A 22,641-nucleotide genomic window follows, 5' to 3' on the forward strand; every position below is an offset into this window, starting at 1 on the left:
CCGGCAGGAGAGCCCATGACACAGCAGACCCCCGGATTGCACACCGAGTTCGACTTCGAACTGCCCCGTGGGTACGTTGACGGCGACGGCACCGTCCACCGCCTCGGCCGGATGCGTCTGGCCACGGCGCGGGACGAGCTGGCGCCGCTGATCGACCAGCGGGTGCGGGAGAACCCGGCGTACCTGGGGGTCGTGCTGCTCAGCCTGGTGATCACCCGGCTGGGGAACGTGCCCGAGATCCACGCCGGGGTCGTGGAGTCCCTCTTCGCCACCGACCTGGCCTACCTCCAGGACTTCTACCGACGGATCAACGGGCTGGAGGGCGACCGCGCGGTGGCCTGCCCGTCGTGCGGGACGGCGTTCGCGGTCCCCGAGCCCGTGCCCGGTGACCGCCTGGGGGAATCATGACGCACCCCGCCGACCGGCTGCGCGAGGAAGTCGCGTACATCGCCTACCACTTCCACTGGGCGTGTGCGGACATCCTCGGCCTTCCCCATGGGGAGCGGCGGGCGTGGGTGCGGGAGATCGCGCGGATCAACGTGGCGTCGGCGGACGGGGGTTGGTGATGTTCTCCTGGCCCTTCCGGCGGCGGGCGCCGCGAACGGAGCTCGCCCTGTCGCGACCTACGGCAGCGGTGCTTCGGCCGCCGCTGCCGCCGTGGCCGGCCCGGGCGACCTTGCCGGGCAGCCCGCTGCCCGACTTCCAGCGGACCCTGGCGGCCTGGCGGCCGGCGCCCGCCGTGGCCCTGCCCGGGCGGTTGTTGCCGCGTGCCGTGCAAGTGTGCTGCGGGCGTGCGGACTTCACCGCGGGGGGCGCGGGGGCGCGCCTTCGGTACGGGTACGGGGTGACCGCCATGCCACTCGTGCGCGTGCCGGAGATGTCTCCGGAGCCCGCGCCGGTCGGGGGGCCTCCGCGGCGAACCGTGGCGCGCCTGGTGGGGAACGTGCTCGGCACGTTATGGGGCCGGGGGGCAGGGCGACCGGGTTCGCCGGTCGGCCCCGGGCGGCCCTCCGGCCCCGTGGCGTCCGGTCCAGGGGACCGGGAGCCGGCGGCCGGGCGAGGAGCCGCTGCCTCGGGAGGGTCCTCCGCGTACGGAGACGGTGGTGCTCGGCGTCGTGCCGAGGTGACGGATCCGGGGCGGGTCGCTCACCGGGTGTCGTCCGTCGTCGGAGTCCGTCCGAGGGCCGGAACGGCCGAGGCGTCGCGGGCGCTGTTCCGTGTCCGGACCATGTTGCGCGTGGCGCGGGTGCCGGGGCCGGGGCCCGTGTCGGAGCCAGGGCCCGTGTCGAGGCCGGGGCCCATATCGGAACCGGGGCCCGTACCGGAACCGGGGCCCATGTCGGAGCCCTTCGCCGGGCCATGTCCGACGCTGCCTGTGGCGCGGGGAGCGGCTGGTGACGGGGAGGTGAGCCCCAGCCCCGCCCTCTCCCCGTCTCCCGGGGCGAGCCCCCGGACCCCCGGCCCGGCCGGGGACCCGCATCGGCCGGCGGCCTCGCCGCCCGCCCTTCGGGCCCTGCCGGTCCGACAGGTGCCCGGCCCGGTCGGCAACGCCCCGTCGGAGTCACCCCCGCCGGCCTACGGCTCCAGCCCGCCGGAGACGTCTCCGTCCGTACACGGTCCGACGGCCGTCCCCGGGGGCACACCGCCGCAGGTCGGCAGTCCCAACGCCGTCCCCCGGGCAACTCACTTACCGATTCACCGTCCGACCTTCGCCCCTGGGAGTACGTCCCAGCCGGTTCACGGCCCCGCCGCCCGGCCCGCCGCGACCCACTTACCGGTCCACCGCCCGACAGCCGCCCCCGAGGGCATACCCCCGATCACGCTCCCACCCGGCCATGCTCCCAACACCCTATCCATCAAAGCCCACTTACCAGCCCCTCACCCCACAACCACCCCCGAGAGCACACCCCCACCGCTTCACGACCCCGCCACCCTGCCCCCGGAGGCCCGCTCGCCGGTCCATCACCCCACCTCCATGCCAAGCCGGCCGACATCCGTCCCCGGCAGCGCGTCCCAGCCGGTTCACGAACCCACCCTCCCGCCAAGGCACGCTCCCCCGCCCACCCACCGTCCTGCCACCATCCCCCCGGAGATCTCCCCGCCGGTTCACCGCCCCACCATCCCTCCCGGAAGCACACCTCCCCCGGTTGACAGCTGCCCCGCCCTCCCTCGGGCAACGCCTCTGTCCCGTCCGGTCCTTCACCCCCAGGACGCACCCGTGCCGGTTCGTTCTTGGGCCACCGGCACCGAGTCCTCTGCCCGTCCCCAGGGGCAAGGATCCGCTCAGGGATCCGCAGCATCCGGACTCGGTTCGCCCACCGCCCCGCACGACCCGCCGGCAAGTACCGGGTTCCGGCGGCCGCCCCTGCCCCTCCCCGGTCCGTCACCACTCCGCGCCCCGGGCCCGGCCGACGCACCCCCTCCCCCTCCCCGGGCCCCGTCCCCCCAGCCCTCCCTCCTCCCCTTCGCTCCCCCCGCGCCGGCCCGGTCCCCCCGAGCCCGGGCACTGCCCGGGGAGCACCCCCCTCCACACGACCAGCGCCAACTCCCCTCCGCCCCGCCCACATCAACTCACCCGCGCATCGGGCCCCCCCTGCCCCACCTCCCACCCACCGCCGTGCGCCTGCCCTCCCACCTCGACGGACGGCGGGATTCCCCCCACGACCCGCCCCCCTCCCCACCCGCCGTCCCCGACCCCGATCCCGCCCTGCTCGCCCGCAGGATCGCCGAAGCGCACGCCGAGGAGATCGCGCGCGCCGTGCTCCCCGCCCTCCGCCTCCCGGAGCGCGTCGACTGGCCCGTACCGCCGCCTTGCCCGCCGCTCGGCCACGCCCCCCGCTGACCGCCTTCGCCTTCCCTGACGGAGTCACCATGCCGGACCAGCCGTTCGCCGTCAGCTCGCTCTTCCAGCTGTCCATCGGGCACAGTTCCCTCGGCTCGTTCACCTCCTGTGACGGGCTGGGGTGTGCCATGGACGTCGAGGAGCGGACGGAAGGCGGGATGAACGGGCGCGTCTGGCACCTGCCGACCCGGATCCGCTACTCCAACGTCGTCCTCGGCAGACCGCTGACGCAGGAGACCACGCTCGTCTGGGCCTGGCTCCAGCTCCAGATCCATGAACCGGTGCGGATGCCGGGGCAGTTGGTGGTGCTCGGGCCGGACCGCAAGCCGATCGTCCGGTGGCTGCTCGACGGGGTGCTGCCGGTCCGGTGGAGCGGGCCCTCCTTCGACACGGAACAGTCCCTCCCGGCCCGGGAGACGCTGGAGATCGCGCACGAAGGGTTCGTCCCCATACCCGTCTGACCCGGCACTCACCCGCCTCACGAAAGGACAGCCGCCGTGGCCGTTCTGCCCCTGGGAGGCACCCCGGCACGGGCCTCCCTCGTGATTCTCGATCCGCCCTCCGGAACCGGAAGCACACCCGGGCCCGAACGCTCCCGAATCCGGCTGCACTTCAGCCCGGACCGGGTATCCGTCGGCAAGCAGGCCCGCTGGGACCGCAGCCGGGCGCCGTCCAACGCGGCCGCCGCCAGACCGCAGTTCATCGGCGCCGAGCCGCGCACCATGACGCTGGACGTCTTCCTCGACGCACCGGGCATCACGGGCAGCGGCGTCCAGGACGAGGTGGAGAAGCTACTGGGGTGCTGCGTCCCCACGACGCGGAGCGCCGCCTCGAAGCCGGCCTCCGCGCCCTGGGTCCGGCTGGAGTGGGGCCGTTCGCGGACGACCGGGTTCCTGGCCGTCGTCACCCAGGTGAACGCTGCCTACACCCGCTTCCGGACCGACGGGACGCCACTGCGCGCGGAGTGCTCGCTGACCCTGGAGGAGGTGGGCAGCTCGCAGCAGCGGCAGAACCCGAGTTCCGGCGCGGACGGTCCGGTGGGCACGCACCTGCTGGTCTCCGGCGACACCCTGCCGGGCATCGCGTGGCGCACGTACGGGGACGCCACGTGCTGGCGGGAGATCGCCCGCGCCAACGGGATCGACGACCCGGAGCGTCTGCGTCCCGGCACCACGCTGGTGCTGCCCGTACTGGAGGACGGCCGGTGACGGAACGGGCCTACGCGGCCGAACCGGTGGTCGCCTTCGACGGCACCGTCCTCCCGGAGCAGTGGGGCGAGCGCCTGGTGGCGGCGGGAATCGCGACGGCGACCGGGCTGCCGGCCACGGCGTGGTTACGCTTCCGCGACCCGGAGCACCAACTGCTGTCCGGCGCGCGGGTCGCCGTGGGCACGGAGGTGACCGTCTCGGTGACCGCCGCCCGGCAGCGGGCCCGTACCCCGCTCTTCGACGGCGAGGTGACCGGACTGGAGAAGGAGGTGGGCCCGGACGGGGCGTTCACCACGGTCCGGGCGTCCGACCGGGGGCACCGGCTGACGCGCGGCCGCCGGGTGGCCGCGTACGTCGAGACGACCGTCGCCGAGGTCGTCGCCCAAGCCGCCGCCCGGCACGGCCTGCGCGCCGGCCGTGTCGAGGCCGCCGGCGGCCGGGTCCGTCACCTCTCCCAACCCAACCTGACGGACTGGGAGTTGCTCACCCACCTCGCCGACCAGCAGGGCCTCCGTCTGGCCGTCGAGGGACGGACGGTGGAGCTGCGCCGGCTCGCCCCCGCCTCGAAGGCGCCTGCGCCGTCCACCGGCGCCGACCGCAGCCCGTACGTCCTCCAGTACGGGGTGAACCTGCTGTCCCTGCGGACGGGCGTCTCCTCGGCCGGGCAGGTCGGGGGCGAGGTGGAGGTGCGTGGCTGGGACGAGGCGGCCAAGTCACCGGTGACGGCCAGGGTTTCGGCCACGGACAGTGAGCGGCTCCGCCTGGGGACGACGCCCGCGGAGCTCGGCAAGGCGTTCGGCGACCGGCCCGGTCTGCTGGTGGCGGGCCGCCCGTACACCACCGCGTCCCAAGTGGAGGCTGCCGCACGGGCGTTGGCCGACGAGACGGCCGCCGCCATCGCGGACCTGGAGGCCACGGTCGTCGGGACGCCGGAGCTGCGCGCGGGCGTCCCGTTCACCGTGACCGGCACCGGCGCGCCGTTCGCCGGGCAGTACACGGCGACGGCCGCTCTGCACACCTTCGACGGCGAGCACGGTTTCCTCACCCGCGTCCGGGTGGGGGCGCTGCCGCCGCCGGTCGTCCCGCACCCGCCGCCGCTGTGCGGGACGGGTGTGGCGGTGGGGATCGTCACTGACGTCCGCGAGCCGGGACAGGGGCAGCGCGGCGCGGTCCGGCTGCGACTGCCGTGGCTGTCGCAGGAGTACGTCACCGACTGGGTGCGCACGGTGCAGTGGGGTGGCGCGGAGGGCGGGGGCGTCGTCGCACCGGAGACAGGGGACGAGGTGCTGGTCGGCTTCGAGCACGGGCGGCTGGACCGTCCGTACGTCCTGGGCGGGCTGTACAACGGGGTCGACGCCCCGACGGACCATGGTCTGCCTCTGGTGGACGCCGGTACTGGGCGGATGAACCGACGGTCCGTCACTTCGCGGGCGGGCGACCGGCTGGAGCTGCTGAGCGCGACCGAAGGGCCCCAGGGCGTCCGGCTGAAGTCCGGCGACGGGAAACTCACCGCGCACCTCGATCGCAAGGAGACCGCGATCTCGTTGGAGGCCGGGGAACCCGGCAAGGGCCTGCGCATCCGGCTCGACACCCGCACCGGAACCATCACCCTCGACGCCGGCGACACGGGCAAGGTGGTCGTCCGGGCGGGCACCGTCGAGATCGAGGGCACCGATGTGACCCTCAAGGGAAAGAACATGAACGTCGAGGGAACCGCTCAACTCACGCTCAAGGGCGGAAAGACCAGGATCACCGGCGCTCCCGTCGACATCAACTGACAGCACTGACGTACTGACTGCACGGAGGTGAACGCGAGCATGGACCGCGTGGGAACCGATGTCATCGGCGCCGGCTGGGCCTTCCCCGCCGCCCTCACCCCCTCCGGCGAGGTCGCGCTGGCCACCGGGGGCGAGGACGTCGCCCAGGCCATCCGCCTGGTGCTCGGCACCACCCCCGGGGAGCGGCCGATGCGGCCGGAGTTCGGCTGCGGCGTCCACGGGCTGGCCTTCGACCCGCTGGACGCCACCACGGTGGCGCGGGCCGATGCGGAGGTACGCCGGGCGCTGGAGCGCTGGGAGCCGCGGATCGAGCTCGACGACCTGCTGTTCAGCACGGACAGCACGGACGAGGGCGTGCTCTACATCGACGTCCGCTACCGGCTGCGGGACACCAACGAGCCGCGCAATCTGGTCTTCCCCTTCTACACCCTGCCCCAGGAAGGGTGACGGCCCGCATGCAGGAGTTACGTGGATTCACCTCGCGTCGCCGGGCCGGCGCACTCCGTGGACCTGTGGTTCCGGCCGGGGGTCCGGCCCGCAGCGAAGCTGCTGTGGGGTCCGGCGTCCCCCGGGAAAACGCAGTACCGGTCCCCGACCTCGACGACGTCCGCTTCCAGGCGCTGGTGGACGCCGCCAAGCGCGCGCTGCCGTCCCGGTCGCCGGCCTGGACCGACCACAACGTCTCGGACCCGGGTGTCACGCTGCTGGAGGCATGCGCCGGCCGGGTGGACGCACTGGTCTACCGCGCCAACCGCATGACGCCGGTGCAACGTTCCCGGCTGCTGGCGCTGATGGGCATCACGCCGATGGCGGCGGTGCCGTTGCGTGCCGTCGTCCGCTTCACCCGGACCGACTCCGTACGAGAGGATCTGGTAGTTCCCGCCGGGACCCGGCTGACCGCTTCCCGGGAGCGGCCGTTCGTGCTCCGTACGACGGCTCCGGTGCGGGTGCCCGCGAACGGTTCGGCGGCGGTCGGAGCCGTGGAGCAACCGGAGGCGTTCACCGAGGAACTCGGGGTGTCCGACGGGACATCCGGGCAGCGGTTCAACCCGTCCCGCCGCCCCTGGAGCCCCGCCGCGCCCGCTCCGGTTCCTCCGCTGTCCCCGCTCACCGAGGTGAAGGTGAACGGCACGGTGTGGCAGCCCGTCGCGTCCTTCGCCGGAGCCGGGCCGGAGACCCCCTGCTACTGGTGGGACGACGCGGTGGGGGACGTGGTGTTCGGCCCCTTCGTTCCTCTCGCGGGCGGAGGACGGCAGTTGGGGATGGTGCCGCTGCCGGGCGCGCCGGTCCGCGTCGCCTATACCGCCTGCCGGGGTGCCCGGGACGGTGTGTCACCGGGAACGGAACTTGTCGTGTCGCCCGGGACGGAACTCCCCGTGGGCATCCTGCTCGCCGTGGTCGAGGAGGTGGTCGCGCCCGGCCGGGACGCGGAGGACTGGCGACGGGCACTGGAGCGGGCGGCACTCGGACTGGCGCCGTCACGGCGGGCGGTGACCGCCGCCGACCACGAACGGATCCTCGCCGAGCAGGCGTTCACCGTCTCCCGCGCCCGGGTGCTGGACAGCGTACGGCCGGAGGACCCCCGGGTGCCGGCGCCGCTGTGCCCGCCGGCGCGTCCGGACGCCGTCGTGGCGTGCGCCGTCGCCGTGCGCGATCCCGACCGGGCCGTGCACTACTACCTGGACGCGAACGGCGACGTGGTTCACCGGAGTGTGCCGCTGAACCCGATCGCGGAACCCACCGCCCAGGACGATCCGCCGGAGTTCGCCAGGAAACGTCTCGACGCGGTGCTCGAACTGACGCAGGCCGGACCGAGGTTGTGGTTCTCCGGCGATCGCTGCGCCTGGACCGGGGGTGAACCGGAGAGCATCACCAAGGAGTTGCCCGGCCTGCCCGACCCGTTCGGCGCCGGAGTCGACGCCGTCGCGGCCATCGCCCACGACAGCGACGACTACGAGGTGTTCTTCTTCCGGGACGACGCCTTCTACCACCGGCGGTTCTCCTACCGGGACGGCCGCCTGCACCCGTCGGGCGGACGCGGCGTGCGGTCCCTGATCGCCGAGTCCTTCCCCCACCTGTCCCCGCACTGCGTACGGAACCCCGACGCGGTCGTGACCCTGCGCGGGGTCTTCCACTTCTTCAAGGGCCCCCGGACCGAGTCCACCCTGTGGCTGCCCGAGGACGCTGCGCTGCGCGTGCTGCTCGTCCCCCATCTCCCCGCCGACCCCGGAATCCCGCCGGGCGACGCCGACTTGGAGGTGACCGACGCGATGCGCGAGGAGACCTTCGGCCTGCTGGACGGGGCCCGGCTGCTCGGTGACCGGCTCCAGGTCGCCCGCCCCGACTACCGGCTCTTCCGGGCCCGGGCCAGGGTCCGTGCCTGGACCTACACCCGGGACGGCGTCAAGCAGGCGAAGGCGGCCGCCGGACGAGCGCTGTCCCGGTACTTCCACCCCACGGCCGGCGGACCGGATGGACGCGGGTGGCCCTGGGGCCGCCGCGTCCACGCCAGCGACGTCCTCACGGCCCTGGAGGAGGTGCCGGAGATCCGCGCGGTCCTTGATGCCGAGGTGAGCGGACCGGTCTCCGAGGTGCCCGACAACGGCCTTGTACTGCTGAGGGGTTGTGACATCGAGGTGACGGACTGAACTCCGGAAGCCCGAACTCCAGGAAGAAAGGGGGCCCATGTCCGACGACCGTCCGCACGACGTCCCGCACCCGCCGGCCCTGCCCGCCGTCTACGGCGAGGATCACGTGACCCACGCCTTCGCCGGCGGCATCGGCGCCGCCCTCGCACCCTCGGAGGAATGCCTGGACGGGCTGGCCGGGCTCCTCGACCCCTGGACCGCCCCCTCCCCCTTCCTGGACTGGCTGGCCCGCATCACCGGTGCCCGCGTCGAACCCGACTGGACCGAGCTCCAGCGGAGGACGGCCATCGCCCTCGCACCATGGCTCGCCGCACACCGGGGCACCCGGCACGCCCTGCTGCGCGAGGCCGAGGAGATCTACGCGTGGCACCTCGACCTCGATGACCTCGGCGGCGTCTTCCACGGCGACCAACGCCCGCCCGCCGGACGGATGCTGACCGTGACGCTCACCCTGCGCGCCGACCAGGACCGCCTGACCGCGGAACGCCGGCTGACACGGCTGGTGGCCGCCCACTGCCCCGCGCACCTGCCCTTCAAGACCGTGGTCATCACCGGCGGTCACCACTGATCCGCACGATCCATCCGACCCATCCGACCCATCCGACCCATCCGATCCATCCGATCCGTCCGATCCGTCCACAGGGAGCCCTCCAGGATGACGCTGCCGATCCCCGCGTACGACGGACGCGACCGCGCGGACATCGTCGGTGACGCGGTCCGCGCGGTGAACACCGCCTTGCCCGCCTGGACCGGACGGAACCCCGCCGACCCGGGCCGGGCGCTGATCGAGTCGTGCGCCGACATGGCCGAGGCGCTGCGGGACCGGGTCAACCGGGCCCCCGACCGGCACCGGCTGGAACTGCTGGCCCTGTTGGGGCCCCGGCCCTACCCGGCGGCGCCCGCCCGCACCGACGTGCTGTTCCAGCTCGCCGCGCCCGCGCCCGAACCCGTACGCATTCCCGTGGGGCTGGAGGTCTCCACCAGCCCTCCGGCGGGCGCGGGGGAACCGGTGCTCTTCAGCACCGTGGCCGAGGCCATCATCAATCCGTGCGTCCTGGTCGCCGCGGGCCGGTTCACGCAACGGGCGGCGGGAGGCGGCGCGTTGGAGGGCAGCCTCGACACGCTCGCGGAACGGACGGCGGACACCTTCGCCGGGCCGCCCTTCCATCTCAACCTCCCCTCCTACGAGTACGTTCCACCGGCCGGCGACCTGCCGTCCCCCGATCCCGAACCCGTCACCTACCTCCTGGCCGTCCTGTCGGTCGCGGTCCCCGGCACCCGCATCGCCCTCGACATCGCCCCGGGCCCGCCGCTCGTGGCGTCGGACGCCGGTGTCTGGGAGGCGTGGCAGGGCACGCACTGGGTCGAGTGTCACGCCGTCGGCCGGGAGGGCACCCAGGACGGCAGGGTACGGATCACGCTCGACGTGCCGGTCACCCACGCCCCCGCCCGGCTGCTCCTCGACCCGCCCGACCCCGAAGGCACCACGCCCATAGGCCAGTTACGGGACGTCGGCCTGATCCGGCTCCGGCCGCCGGGGCAGGACGTCGTGGCGCTCGCCCTGGCCCCCGCCCTGTCGGTCACCGTGCCCGTCGTGCAGGCCCAGGTGATCCTGGACGAGGAACTGGGCATCGCGGCCGGTGCCCCCGGCGAACGGCTGCGCTTCGCCCACCCGCCCATGCTGCGCGCCACCGACACCCTCGCGGTCGAGGCCACGGAGGACGGCCGGACGTTCCGCTGGATGTACGTGCCCTCGCTCGCCGGATCGGGCCCCGACGACCGTCACTTCACCCTGGACGCCCGGACCGGAGAGGCCGTGTTCGCCCCGGTCGTCGGGGTGGGCCGGGGAGCGCTGCGGCACGGGGCGCCCCTGCCGACGGGGGCCACGGTCCGGGCGCCGCGGTATCTGACCGGAGGCGGGGCCCGGGGCAACGTCCCCGCCCGGACCATCACGGTGCTGCGCACCCCGTTGCCCTATGTGTCCGCCGTGACCAATCCCGGGCCCGCCACCGGCGGCACCGACGCCGAGACGCCCGCCGAGTGCGCCGAACGGCTGCCCCTCGGGTCCCCGGTGCCGGAGCGGGCCGTGACCCCGGCCGACTACGAGCAGTTGGCCCTGGCCGCCTCGGCCGGCATGGCCCGCATCCATCATGTGCGCACCGACACCGACACGGCGCTGGACCCGGCGCACAACTACATACTGGCCCAACCCGCCGCCATCCAGCTCCGCTTCGTGCTCGACGCGTCCGCCGACTCCCTCCCCAAGGACACGGAGCTCACCACCCGGGACGGCGACAAGGCGTTCACCACCCAGGCCGAGGCCGTACAGGGGCGACCCCGGCCCGCAGGCGCGGCACGGCTGTTCCCGGACCCGAGGGTCACCGGAGCCCGGGATGCGCTCGCCGCCGGCGACTACCGGCGGGACGGGCGGGTCAGCGGTCCGTACCACGGCGGCGGTGTCGTCCTGGCCCTGGTCCGCATCCCCGCGGGCGTCGAGCTCGGACAACTCACCGTCCGAGTACGGCCGGACCGCGATATCGAGGCGGGTGACAGGATCGCGCTCTCGGCATTCCTCCCGCGCAAGGGCCTCCCCTGGTGGGACCCGGACGTCCCCGCCGCCTATGCCTGCGGGCCCGCCGGCGCCGACGGGACGCATCTCCTCCGGCTGGGCGGTTCTCCCCGCTGGCGGCCCGCGACCGACCGCCCCGCCGCGCACGTGGACGAGGCCGTGGCCCGCCGCGGGGACGGCTACGTCGACGAGGACGGCGCCTGGCTGGCCCTCCAGATCCGCGACCCGAAGGGGCAGGACTCCACCACGTACGCCATCACCTTCGACGACGGCATGACCGAACCCGTCACGGCCCTGCAGTACGCCGTTCACCCCGGCGCCTCGGCGGAGACCGGGGAGAAGGAGCCGGGACAGGTCCTCGCCCTCATGACCCCGCGGCTGTGCGAACTGCCCGCCACCGTCTCGGTCGGCGGCGAGGAGTGGACCGTCGAGGAGTCCTTCGAGAAGTCCGGCGAGAACGACAAGCACGTCGTGCTGAACGCCGCGACCGGGCACCTGCACTTCGGCCCGGCCGTCCCCGACGGGACCGGGCAGAAGAAACAGCACGGAAAGATCCCGGCGCGCAACTCATGTGTCTTCGTGGCCGGTTACCGGTCCACCCTGGGCGCCAAGGGCAACGGAATACCCGTGGGAACCGACTGGAACCCCCCTCCAGGATCGGTGTCGGTCCACAACACCACCATGTCCGCCAGGGGCGCCGACGGCTTCACCGACACCAGCGGTGGCACCTTCCAGGCCGGCGTCCGGCTGAAGGTCGTCCCCTTCGTCACCACCGACGACCGCGGCTGGTTCCCCTTCCCTATGCTCACACCCACCCAGGACGCCTACGACACGATGCAGCGCTCCCTGCGCCCCCTGCACCCCGCGGGCGTCCCGGTGTGGCTGGAGACCCCGCACTATCTGGGCATCCGGAGCGAGGCCCGGGTCGTACCCGAGGACTATCTGACGGCCACGGAACGCGCGGCCCTGGCCGCGGCCGCCGAACGGGCGCTGTACCACTGGTTCAACCCGGTCGACGGCGGCCCCGACGGCAAGGGCTGGCCGCTGGGGCGGCCGGTGTACGCCGGTGAGGCGTACCGCGTTCTGGAGCGGGTGCAGGGGATCGCCCGGGTCGACTCCGTGGTGCTGCACGGCTCCGACATGCGGACGAGGGAGCCCGTCGGTACCGCGCTGCGCATCGACTGCGGCGGCGAGCAGACCGTGTACTCGGTCGAGCACCGCGTCACCGTCGCCGAAACCCCTTGATTGGAGAGGCACTTCATGGACGGGAAGACCGGAGCCGGCCATCGGGTCCTCGCCCTCGACTGGGCGCGGGACCGCCTGGTGACGGCAGCGCTCGGGGCGGACGGCACGCCGGGTGCGCCGACCGATGTGCCCGTGGGCAAGGGGCCGCGCGCGCTGGCGCTCGGCGCGGACGGCGGCCGGGCGTATGTCGCCGGATACGACGACGGCACCCTGTCCGTCCTGGCCCCGGACGGTGGCTCCACCACGGTGGAGTTGTCCGGCGCTCCCTGCGCCGTGGCCGCCGGGCTGCACGGTGGGCAGGTCTGTGTGGCGGCCTGGGCGGAGGACGTCGTGCACGTCCTGGACGAGGAGGGATGCGACGACCGCCGAGTACAGGTGGGCAACGGGCCGTTCGCGCTGGCGAGCGCCCCCGAAAGCCGATGGGTCTGCGCCGCGCACGACAAGGACGAGGCGGCGGCCCGCGTGCTGTACATCGTCGACGTCGGCACACCGGGTGCGCCGAAGGCGACCCGCGTCCCCATGCCGGGGCCCGTCCGGGCGATGGCCGTTTCCGAGGACGGGAATGTCGGTTACGCCGTGTGCGACGAGGCCGGCGTCGTGGTCGTGGATCTCTCCGGCGCCAGGGAGCCGACATCCCATCCCGTCGGCCCCGGCCCCTGGGCCGTCGCCGTCGGAGGCGGCCGGATCTGGGTCGCGGATCAGGGCACCGCAGAGCTGTGGGTGGCCGCGCTCAACGGCACGGGGGAGCTCGGGGACTTCACCGTGCTGCCGGTCGTGCGACGCCCCTCGGCCGTCCTCCTCTCCCCCGACGGCACCGAGGCCCATGTCCTCAGCCGGACCACGGGCGTGCTCAGCTCCGTCTCCCCGGCCGCGCCCGCCGCACGCCGTGATGTCCCCGTCGGCGTACTGCCCTCAGGTCTGACGACCGGCCCCGACGGGCGGTATCTGTACGTCACCGACCAGGCGACCGGCAAGCTCCACACCCTCCGCGTGGGACCGGCCGCCGGGAACCGCATCGCCGTCGATACCGTCGCCGAACCCTTCGGCACGGCCGTGACCCCGGACGGGCTGTGGGCCTGCACCGCCGACCAGTCGGCAAACCGAGTCGCCGTCGCCGATCTCGGCACGGCCACCCACAGGGGCATCATCACCCTGCCGGAGGGGACCAAGGCCTGGGGCATCGCCACGGGTCCGGGCCTCGCCTGCGTCACCAGCCCGGACACCGGCCGGCTCCTCGTTCTCCGCCCGCCGGACGGCGACTTCGGCACCCCGTCCACCGTGACGCCCAAGGCCATCGCCCTGGCCGAGGGCACACAGCCCCACGGCGTCGCCGTCACCCCGGACGGCCGGTACGCGGTCACCGCCGACTCCGGCACCGGGACCGCCTCCCTGATCGGCCTCCAGGACACCTGGCAGACCATCGGCGAGGACGCCACCCGGTGCAGCCGCCCTGTGGGCCTGGCCGTCGACGGTGACACCCTCTATGTCGCGGACTACGCGGAACCGGGCCACCCGGAAAACGAGCGCGTCTCCATTCTGCAGCGAAGGAATTCGCACTGGACATTCGTCAGGCACATCGAAAAGGACACAGGCCACTTCACCGGTCCGCACGAGATGGCGCTCTCGGCGGGGAAGGACCATCTGTACGTCGCCAACTACGACAGCCGTGACGGCCAACCACAGGTATCCATCCTGCGTTGGGACGGCAACGCCTGGGTGTTCAAAACGGGTATCGAACGGAGCGATCTCACCCAGCCGCACGGACTGGCCCTGTCCGGTGAGGAGCAGAAAACGGCGAAGCTGTTCGTATCGAGCGCGAACCAGGGCCGGATCGCCCAGTTCACCGTCGTCGACAACTCCGAAGTGACATTCGACTGCTGGCTCACCATCGAGCACGACAGCGGCGAGCATGTTCCCTCGTCCCTGGCTCTGTCCCCGGACGGCGCCTTTCTGTACGCGACCCGCTACCGGGCGGGATTCGTGTACGGAGCCCCTGTCCCTCGGAACAGAGGCAGCGAGACCGCCATGACCAAGGTGGACGGGCTTGAGATCCCAGGCGTACGCGGCGTGGCCTGCCACGGGACGGACACGCTGTACGTGGTCGGCCAAATAGGCCAGGACGCAGAGGACAAAGGGAACTTCACCTCCGTAACCCTCGACCCGTCCAGGCTCAAGGCGGCTTCGGTATCGGAGCCCGAGCCCCTCCCCGGCCGTCCCTGGACGATCGTGTCCGACCGCGGCAACGGCACCCTCTACATCACCGCCCCGGCCCGGAAGGAGATCATCGTGCGAGGCACCGGAGTCACCCCCGTCCCGGTCGGGGCACCCGGCGATTCCCGCCCTTGGGAAGTGACATGCACCCCTGACGGTCGCTACGCATACGTCACCGACTGCTCGCCGAAGGCCCCTTCCGTTCACTGGGCCTCCCTCGCCACCGCGCAGCGGACGGCCACTCTGAAAGTCGGTGCGGACCCTGTAGGGGTGGCCTGCGCCCCGGACGGACTGCGCGCGTACGTGACGTGCGCCGGCGACAAGACCGTCTCCGTCCTCCGCCGGGGCCCCGGGCTGACGGACGACACCGTCCTCACGGCCGACACGACCACCCCCCTGGCACTGGCAGTCCACCCCCATGACTCGTACGCCTACCGTGTGCACGAGGCCGCGCTGCACCCGGTCAAGCTCACCGGCACCGACGACGGGCGGCCACTCCCCGTACCGGGAGCTCTATGCGACGTGGCGATCCACCCCGACGGCGGATTCGCCTACCTTTCCGGCACCCTGAATCCGAGCGAGCCCGCACTGCATGTCGTGAGCCTGGAGAATCCCGCAACACCCGCCCTGGGCACGCCTCTTCCGCTTCCCGGGAAGCACATGCCCACCGCCGTCACCCTGCATCCGCAAGGCACCCACGGCTACGCGGCGGGCGTCGAGGAAGACGCGAGCGTGCTCTGGGCCCTCACGGTCGCCACGGCCGCCGCGCCCCTGGTGACCGACACCTTCCCCACGCCCCTCCCGGCGATCCGGAGCATGGCCATGGGCCCCGGCCACCTCTACGCGCTCACGGCCGAAGGCGCAGACGGAACCGCCCTGCACGTACTGGAGCTGTCCGTCTTCCCCTCGGACGCACCCCTCGAACGTCCCCGCGCCAAGCTGATCTTGCCCGGCAGGCCCCGGTCCGTCCGCGTCCACCCGCTCGGCGGGCACGCCTATGTCAGCACGGACGATCAGGGCGTCCACCTCATCGACCTCACCGATCCCGCCCGGCCGCAGTGGGCGGGCACGGTGTCCGCGGGGGCCGGGGCCGTCGCCTTCCGGGCCGACGGACATGGCGCGTGGCTCGCTCGGCGGGAACGGATCGCCGGTCTCGGACTCGGTGCCCCCCAGGTACTCGGGGACGCCTGGCGACTGCCCGGGACCTTCACTCCCCGACGGCTCGTTGTCTCCCCCGACGGCAGGTCGGTGTACGTGACCGGTGAGAACAGCGGCGACCTGCTGGTGCTCGACACCGCGAGCGGCGGCGTGCGCCACACCGTCCGGGCGGGCACGGCCCTCGCGGGTCTCGCTCTGCGGCCCGGGACCGCGGGCAGGCGCCTGTACGTCGTGGACGCGGGCGCCCCGGACCTGGTGGTCGCCGACATGGCCGAGCACGTTCCCGTCGGCCCCGCCCTCGATGCCGGCATGGACGTACGGGAGGTCGTGGTGGCGGCCCCCGCGGAGGAGACCGCATCGTGATCGACGTCGTCGACAGGGCGCTGGAGAAGCGCGTCCGGCAGGACCTCCTCTTCCCCGAGACCTACGCCGTCGAGTTCCGCCCGCCGTCCGGCACGGCGCCCGGCGGAACCATCGGCACGGAGACCGTCGGCATCTACCTCCACGACATCCGTGAAGACCTCGACCGCAGGACGACCGGGCTCGTCCACCGCATCGGTCCGCTGCCGGACTCCCCTTCCGGCAGGCTGGTGAAGCTGGCCCACCACGACCCGCCCCGCTACACCCGGCTGTCCTACCTGATCACAGCGTGGGCCCCGGACCCCATGACGTCCCACCGGATGCTGGGCGAGCTGCTGACCGGACTGTCCACGGACCCGGAGCTCGATCTCGAACTGCCCAAGGTGCCGGAGGAGACGGGGCTGTGCGCGCGACTGGAGGTCGGGTTGCCGCCCGTGGATGACCGGGCCGTCCAGGAGCTGTGGTCGGCGGTCGGCCACGCGCTCGTCCCCGCCCTCCATGTCACGGTGACCGTGCCGCTGCTGAGTTTCGCCGTCGAGTACTACCGGTACTGGGTCACCGATGTCGACGAACCGCTCATCCTGGGCGTCGAACTGCCCCGCGCGGACCCGCCCCCGATCTGGGACCACCGGCCGCGGCCGGGCGGGGAGCCGCGGGCATGACCACGACCCCGGTCCGCCCGCCCAGCCCCGCCGACGCCCTGCTGGCCCGGCTCGATCTCCTCCGGTACCGGGTCCGGCGGGCGGTCGCCGCCCACGCGGAGGGCGATCCGCAGCCGCTGGACGACCCGTTCCGCGGCCTGTACGTCTCCGACGACCTGGCGCCGCACCTGCTGCGCACCGTCCCCACGCCACTGCCGCCGGACGAGGCCGAACAGCGGGCCGCCCAAGAGCTCGACGCCGCCGAACGGACCGGAACCGTAACGCCGTTGCGGGACCTCGCCCTCTCCCCGCTGGAGACGGACCTCCTGCTGGTGGCCCTCGCCCCCGACCTCGACCCGCGTTACGAACGCTGCTACGGCTACCTCAACGACGACGTCACCCTGCGCCGGGCCACCGTCGGCCTGGCCCTGCACCTGTGCGGGCTGCGCCCCTCCGACCCGCGCGGACGCGCGGTCCTCGACCCCGCCGGAGCACTCCGCACGCGCGGACTGCTGGAGGTGCGGGACGCCGAACGCCCCTATCTCACCCGCTCGTTGCACGTCCCCGACCGGGTGACGGATCACCTCCTGGGCCTCGGCGACCCGCCGCCCCCACCGGACCCGTCCCATCGGCTGGCCCGCCGCGTCGTCCCCGCCGTGGGCTGGGACGACCTCGTACTGCCGGAGCGTCCCCGCGCGCTGCTGCGCGACCTCGCCCGCCGGGTCCGGTACCGCGAACGCGTCCTCGGCGACTGGGCGATGCGTCCCGGCGGCGGACGGGGCCGGGGCGTCAGCGCCCTGTTCAGCGGTCCGTCCGGCACCGGCAAGACGCTCGCCGCCGAGGTCGTCGCCGCCGACCTGGGGCTGGAGCTGCGCATCGTCGATCTCTCCGCCGTCGTCGACAAGTACATCGGGGAGACCGAGAAGCGCCTCGAACTCCTCTTCTCCGGGGCCGATCCCGACCGCACCCTGCTGCTCTTCGACGAGGCGGACGGCGTCTTCGGCAAGCGGTCCCGGCCCGTCGACGCGCACGACCGCTATGCCAACACCACGACGGCGTACCTGCTCCAGCGCCTGGAGTCCTTCGACGGCCTCACCGTGCTGACCACCAATGTGCACGACCACATCGACTCCGCGTTCCTGCGCCGGCTCGACCTCGTCGTCCCCTTCGGCCTGCCCGCCGCGGAGCAGCGCCGGGCGCTGTGGGACCGCTGTCTGGGCCATGCTCTGCCCCGCTCGCCGGAGCTCGATCTGGAGCTGCTGGCGGACGCGTTCGACCTGCCCGGGGGCGCCATCCGCTGCTGCGCCCTGACGGCGGCCTACCGGGCGGCGGAGACGGGCCGCCCGGTGGGCACCGGGGATCTGCTGGACGCGGTGCGCGACGAATACGGCAAGCTGGGACGCTACTTCGACGAGTCGGTGCTGCCGCCGGGCTGAGTCAGCCCTGGGATCCGGCCAGTACGGCGCGGGTCGGGGGCAGGACGAGCACGGCCTTGCCCGTGTACTCCGTGGACGGGTCGGTCTGTCCCGCCGGGTTGGACGCGGGGAGCATGGGCGTGAACACCAGCTCCAGGGGGCCGCCGTCGAGGACGACCTCGGTGCCGTGGTTGGTGCGGGCGTGGCGGGAGCGGTGGGCGGGCGTCAGTCGCAGCCGTGCCTCGCCCGCGCCGAAGACGGGGTACGCCGGAGTCGAGTACGAGAGATAGATCCTCAGCTGCTCGATGTCGTCGGGTACGCACGCGGGTTGGTGTTCCACCAGGAATCCGGCGGAGCCCGGCAGCGGAGTGGGGACCGGGATGAGTGTCCCCGACGGGACGATCAACGGCTGGGGTATGACGAGGTCGCCTGCGCGTAACAGTCGGGCCATGTGGGGTCCTCGTGCCGGGCGGTCCCGCCGGCCCCGCCCGAGCGGGGCCGGCGGGCGAGCCGTCAGCTGGTCTGGCCGGACTGGCCGGCGATCTGGGTGATGGTGAAGTGCACGAACTCGGCCGGGCGTACGGGCGCGACGCCGATGTCGCAGACCACCTTGCCCTCGTCCATACTCTCCGGCCTGTTGTTGGTGGCATCGCAGATCACATAGAACGCCTCGTCCGGCGTGCGGCCCGCGAGGGCGCCCTGGCGCCACTGGTCGGTGAGGAACGACGACACCGAATGCCGCAACGTCGCCCACAACCGCTCGTCGTTCGGCTCGAACACCGCCCACGTCGACGACTGACGGATCGAATCCGAGAGGAACGACACCAGGCGGCGCACGTTCAGGTACTTCCAGTCACGGGTGCTCGACCGCGTCCGGGCACCCCACACGAGCAGGCCCCGGTCGGGGAAGACGCGCAGGCAGTTGACGCCCGCCTGGTTCAGCTCCCCGTGCTCGTCGTCCGTGAGGAGGGTGTCGAGCTTGAGGACGCCGCGGAGGTTCTGGTTGGCGGGTGCCTTGAAGACGCCGCGTTCGGCGTCGGTGCGCGCCCAGACTCCCGCGATGTGTCCGCAGGGAGGAACGGTGCGTTCCTCGGCGTTGACGCCCGGCACCGTGATCCACGGGTAGTACAGGGTGGCGAAGGCGTCGGTGTCGGACGAGCCGGGCTCCCCGGCGAAGGCCTTCATGTCACCGGACTCCAGGTCCGGTGGCGGGTCGAGGATCGCGAGCCGGTTGCGCTGCTCGGTGCAGTGCTTGAGCACCTCGTCCATCCTGGCCTTGCCCTCGTTCTGGTCGGGCGGGTCGAGGGATGTCGCGGCCTTCGTCATGTCCCAGAGGCTGGGCACGGCGACCATGGTGACCTCGGGGACGGTCTCCAGACCGGCCAGGCCCGTGCGGGCGTCCACGTCGCCCTTGAGCTCCGTGGGGATCACGGCGTTCGCGGGGTTGGTGAAGCCCACCACGTAGCAGGTCCGTCCACCGTTGGCGAAGAACCCGTAGACCGCCTCGGCCAGCGGGAAGCACCGCTCCAAGGTCGGGATGAGGGTCGAATCGTCCGTCTCCGCGAGCTCCTCGGCGATCCCCGCCATGCTGTAGCGGGCCGCGAACTCCCGCCAACTTCCGATCTTCTGCGGTAACTTGCGCTCCGCCTCGGTGAACGGCCTGGGCGTCACATCCGTGCCGTCCTTGGGCGAGACCCTCGTGTAGCCGAGGAACGCCGGAACGGACGTGCTCGCCCCGGTGATCGTGCGTACTCCGCTGGGGAGTTCCTTGACGAAGACTCCCGGAGGGTTCGGATCGGGCATCTGCGCTCCTTGAGGGTGGGGACGAGCCGAACTACTCGACGGTGATGTCCTCGTAGGTGATGGTCACCTGTTCCGTCGCGGGACCGGATTCCGCGGCGCCCAGCGACGGCCCCTCCCAGCGCGACGCCCAGGCGTTGCTGAGATGGATGCGGCGGACGGTCTGCTTCTTGGCGTCCTTGAGGGCGATGGTGATGTTCTGCCGGGCGCTGTCGAGGTCGGCGTTGACGAGCGTCGCCTTGATCCAGTCGGTGAAGGCGGTGCTCTTGTCCATGCCGCGGGTGATGGTGATCTCGCCCGACTTCCGGGACCCGGGTTGTTTGCGGACGAGGAGTTCGCCTGTGGGCGACACCTGCCGGACCTCGACCACGTCCTGCTCCAACTGGAGCCCGGAGACGCTCTGGACGGTCTCCACCTGGAACTTGCCGAGTTCGACGGCGAAGGTGCTGCTGCTGAAGCTGTCACCGGTCAACATGAGCGGTCCTCCTGGCTCAGCTGGTCTTGCCGGGCTGCCCGGCGATCTGGGTGATCGTGAAGTGCACGAACTCGGCGGGGCGTACGGGCGCGACGCCGATGTCGCAGACGACCTTGCCCTCGTCGATGGACTCGCGCCTGTTGTTGGTGTCGTCGCAGATCACGTAGAACGCCTCGTCGGGCTTGTGACCGACGAGCGCGCCCTGGCGCCACTGGTCGGTGAGGAACGACGACACCGAATGCCGCAACGTCGCCCACAACCGCTCGTCGTTCGGCTCGAACACCGCCCACGTCGACGACTGACGGATCGAATCGGACAGGAACGACACCAGACGACGCACGTTCACATACTTCCAGTCACGACTGCTCGACCGCGTCCGGGCGCCCCACACCAACAGACCACGGTCGGGAAACACCCGCAGACAGTTGACGCCCTTCTCGTTCAGCTCCCCGTTCTGCCCGTCCGTGAGGATGGTGGGCACGGACAGGACGCCGCGGAGGTTCTGGTTGGCGGGCGCCTTGAACACACCGCGTTCGGCGTCGGTGCGCGCCCAGACTCCCGCGATGTGTCCGCACGGCGGCACGGTGCGGGACACTCCCTGCAACCCGGGGACGGTGACCCAGGGGTAGTAGAGAGTGGTGAAGGCAGCGTCGTCCGTGGTGTGCGAAGCCAACTCCTCGGCGAAGGCGATGGCTTCGGTGGGCTTCGTGCTGCCGGGCGGAGGCTCCGCGATCGCCAACCGGTTCCGCATCCTCGTGCAGTGCTGCACGACGGAGTCGATGACCGGCCGGGCAGCCGCCGCGGCCTGGTTGTTCGTCCAGAGGTCCGGGACGGCGACCATATGGACGTCGGGGACGGTCAGCAGCCCGGTCAGGCCGGAGTCGACCTCCGCCTTGAGGTTGTTGTTCCCGGGGTCGAGCGGGACGACGTAGCACTTGGTCCCGCCGTTGGCGAAGAAGCCGTAAACCGCCTCGGCGAGCGCGTACTTCTGCCCTGCCGTGAGCTTTTCCTTGAGCCCGGTGAGCTCGCGCCAGCGCGCGGCCACGGGCCACCAGGGCTTGCCCTTGGCCTCCCAGTTGGCGTGCCCCGCAAGGTCCTTGACCTTCAGCACGGTGTCGTCGACGAACTTCTTGTCCTCTTCGGGCAGCTCACGGCCCGCCCCCAACGCCTCCTTCAACGTGCCGAAGCGCGCGTAGTCCTCGGCGGAGATGTGCTCGGGAACAGCCTGACCTTTGAGGGTGTCGTCCGCGTCCTTGAAGTCGGTCTGGGGCTGCTTCAGAGGCGCCAGCGCCTCATCGACCTCCTTCGGCGTGAGCCCGGAGCGGAAGTGGAACGCGTCGACGAACTCGTTCCAACTCCGCACGGGCTGCGGCGTACTGCCGGTTTCGGGCCGGACGACCGGGTAGCCGAGGAACGCGGGCGTGGACGTGCCCGCTCCGGTGATGATCCGTAATCCGCTGGGGATTTCCTTGACGTAGACCCCGGGCGCCGGGAGATCTGCGGCCATACGACTCTGCCCTTCGTGAGGCGTCTGGTACACCTCCGGACAGCCGTACCCACACCGGCGCACCACGGCGCACTGTCACCTCACGGACACCCCAAACCACTCTTCCGGGTGAAATCACCACATGCCCAGGTGAGTTGCCTGCTTCACTTGCCCCTGGCAAGGAGTGGGCGATCAGGGCGTCTGCGCGACCGGCAGGGAGGGCATTTCCGGCGGGATGCCAGACTTTCGAATGCCGATACCCTGCGCCGCATTCATATGAGCAAGCATTCCCGCGCGAACCGGAATACGGGAATCAGGCACAGGCGGACCCGTCGCACATGGCGCGGCACTCGGGGCCGATTTCCGGCCAACGGGCCCTGGTTCAAGGTTGAACGGTTAACACGGAGCGATCAACCGTGCGCTATATTCGACGAGGCGCCGCGTTCGTGAGGAAACGTCAGACCGACGTTCACGCGAAACGCGTGGGTGTGCCGTATTTCACGCACCCCGAAAGCAGGCCTCGGGCCACCCATCCCCGCTGAGCCTCGCGCCCACGCAGTGTCTTCGTCGACCCTAGTGTCGCGTGATCCATGTGGTGTCACTTGAGGCTGGTCGGCTCGTTGAGCCGGCGTTTGAGGACGAGCGGCGGAGCCGCGATACGGGGTCCGGGGCGGAGCCCCGAAAAGGGGGTGCAGGGGGCGGAGCCCCCGCCTCACCGCGCGGAGCGCGGTGCCGGGCCGAGGGGCGGAGCCCCGGAAGAAACGGTGAAAGGGCGGGCCGGGGGCACAACCCATTCATGCCCCGG

At 72.3% G+C, this 22,641-nt stretch carries 17 protein-coding genes; 13 read left to right on the top strand and 4 right to left on the bottom strand.

What is annotated here, in order from left to right:
- Positions 1-15: 15 nt before the first annotated feature.
- The 13 genes from I5Q34_RS08885 to I5Q34_RS08945 all read left to right on the top strand — a co-directional run bounded on the left by I5Q34_RS08885 (position 16) and on the right by I5Q34_RS08945 (position 18,096).
- Positions 16-408 carry a hypothetical protein gene (locus I5Q34_RS08885; RefSeq protein WP_199891639.1) on the top strand — a complete coding sequence of 131 codons (393 nt, stop codon included), beginning with the start codon at positions 16-18 and terminating at the stop codon, positions 406-408.
- On the top strand, positions 405-566 hold the full coding sequence (locus I5Q34_RS08890; RefSeq protein WP_199891640.1) for a DUF6760 family protein: 162 nt from the start codon (positions 405-407) through the stop codon (positions 564-566). The genes I5Q34_RS08885 and I5Q34_RS08890 overlap by 4 nt, the downstream gene beginning before the upstream one ends.
- 2,051 nt (positions 567-2,617) lie before the next feature.
- A complete protein-coding gene (locus I5Q34_RS08895) occupies positions 2,618-2,842 on the top strand; it encodes a hypothetical protein (protein WP_199891641.1) in 225 nt (74 codons plus the stop codon).
- Positions 2,843-2,871: 29 nt separating this feature from the next.
- Positions 2,872-3,303, top strand: coding sequence for a phage tail protein (locus tag I5Q34_RS08900; protein WP_199891642.1), 432 nt, complete (start codon positions 2,872-2,874; stop codon positions 3,301-3,303).
- 36 nt (positions 3,304-3,339) lie between these two features.
- Positions 3,340-4,050, top strand: a complete 711-nt coding sequence (locus I5Q34_RS08905; protein WP_199891643.1) for a LysM peptidoglycan-binding domain-containing protein — start codon at positions 3,340-3,342, stop codon at positions 4,048-4,050.
- Complete coding sequence (locus I5Q34_RS08910; protein WP_199891644.1) at positions 4,047-5,828, top strand: VgrG-related protein; 1,782 nt, start codon at positions 4,047-4,049, stop codon at positions 5,826-5,828. Before I5Q34_RS08905 ends, I5Q34_RS08910 begins: the two co-directional genes overlap by 4 nt.
- Positions 5,829-5,876: 48 nt before the next feature.
- Complete coding sequence (locus I5Q34_RS08915; protein WP_374192992.1) at positions 5,877-6,275, top strand: GPW/gp25 family protein; 399 nt, start codon at positions 5,877-5,879, stop codon at positions 6,273-6,275.
- A gap of 104 nt (positions 6,276-6,379) precedes the next feature.
- Positions 6,380-8,476, top strand: coding sequence for a hypothetical protein (locus I5Q34_RS08920; protein ID WP_199891646.1), 2,097 nt, complete (start codon positions 6,380-6,382; stop codon positions 8,474-8,476).
- A gap of 37 nt (positions 8,477-8,513) precedes the next feature.
- A complete protein-coding gene (locus I5Q34_RS08925; protein ID WP_199891647.1) occupies positions 8,514-9,044 on the top strand; it encodes a phage tail protein in 531 nt (176 codons plus the stop codon).
- An 87-nt stretch (positions 9,045-9,131) separates the two neighbouring features.
- On the top strand, positions 9,132-12,290 hold the full coding sequence (locus I5Q34_RS08930; protein ID WP_199891648.1) for a baseplate J/gp47 family protein: 3,159 nt from the start codon (positions 9,132-9,134) through the stop codon (positions 12,288-12,290).
- Positions 12,291-12,305: 15 nt separating this feature from the next.
- Entirely contained in the window at positions 12,306-16,022 is a 3,717-nt protein-coding gene (locus tag I5Q34_RS08935) for a hypothetical protein (RefSeq protein ID WP_199891649.1), read from the top strand.
- On the top strand, positions 16,019-16,681 hold the full coding sequence (locus I5Q34_RS08940; protein WP_199891650.1) for a DUF4255 domain-containing protein: 663 nt from the start codon (positions 16,019-16,021) through the stop codon (positions 16,679-16,681). Before I5Q34_RS08935 ends, I5Q34_RS08940 begins: the two co-directional genes overlap by 4 nt.
- Positions 16,678-18,096, top strand: coding sequence for an ATP-binding protein (locus I5Q34_RS08945; protein ID WP_199891651.1), 1,419 nt, complete (start codon positions 16,678-16,680; stop codon positions 18,094-18,096). The genes I5Q34_RS08940 and I5Q34_RS08945 overlap by 4 nt, the downstream gene beginning before the upstream one ends.
- Position 18,097: 1 nt before the next feature.
- Here the strand turns inward: I5Q34_RS08945 and I5Q34_RS08950 are convergent, their stop codons facing one another.
- The 4 genes from I5Q34_RS08950 to I5Q34_RS08965 form a co-directional block, all read right to left on the bottom strand.
- Positions 18,098-18,526 carry a hypothetical protein gene (locus I5Q34_RS08950; RefSeq protein WP_199891652.1) on the bottom strand — a complete coding sequence of 143 codons (429 nt, stop codon included), beginning with the start codon at positions 18,524-18,526 and terminating at the stop codon, positions 18,098-18,100.
- Positions 18,527-18,588: 62 nt separating this feature from the next.
- On the bottom strand, positions 18,589-19,878 hold the full coding sequence (locus tag I5Q34_RS08955; RefSeq protein ID WP_199891653.1) for a phage tail sheath subtilisin-like domain-containing protein: 1,290 nt from the start codon (positions 19,876-19,878) through the stop codon (positions 18,589-18,591).
- 31 nt (positions 19,879-19,909) lie between these two features.
- The gene (locus I5Q34_RS08960) at positions 19,910-20,350 is read right to left on the bottom strand and encodes a phage tail protein (RefSeq protein ID WP_199891654.1); all 441 of its coding nucleotides are present in this window, start codon (positions 20,348-20,350) and stop codon (positions 19,910-19,912) included.
- A 16-nt stretch (positions 20,351-20,366) separates the two neighbouring features.
- Positions 20,367-21,857 carry a phage tail sheath subtilisin-like domain-containing protein gene (locus I5Q34_RS08965; RefSeq protein WP_199891655.1) on the bottom strand — a complete coding sequence of 497 codons (1,491 nt, stop codon included), beginning with the start codon at positions 21,855-21,857 and terminating at the stop codon, positions 20,367-20,369.
- Positions 21,858-22,641: the final 784 nt, after the last annotated feature.

It is taken from the genome of Streptomyces sp. AV19, assembly GCF_015999245.1.
In the GTDB taxonomy this organism is placed as follows: Bacteria; Actinomycetota; Actinomycetes; order Streptomycetales; family Streptomycetaceae; genus Streptomyces.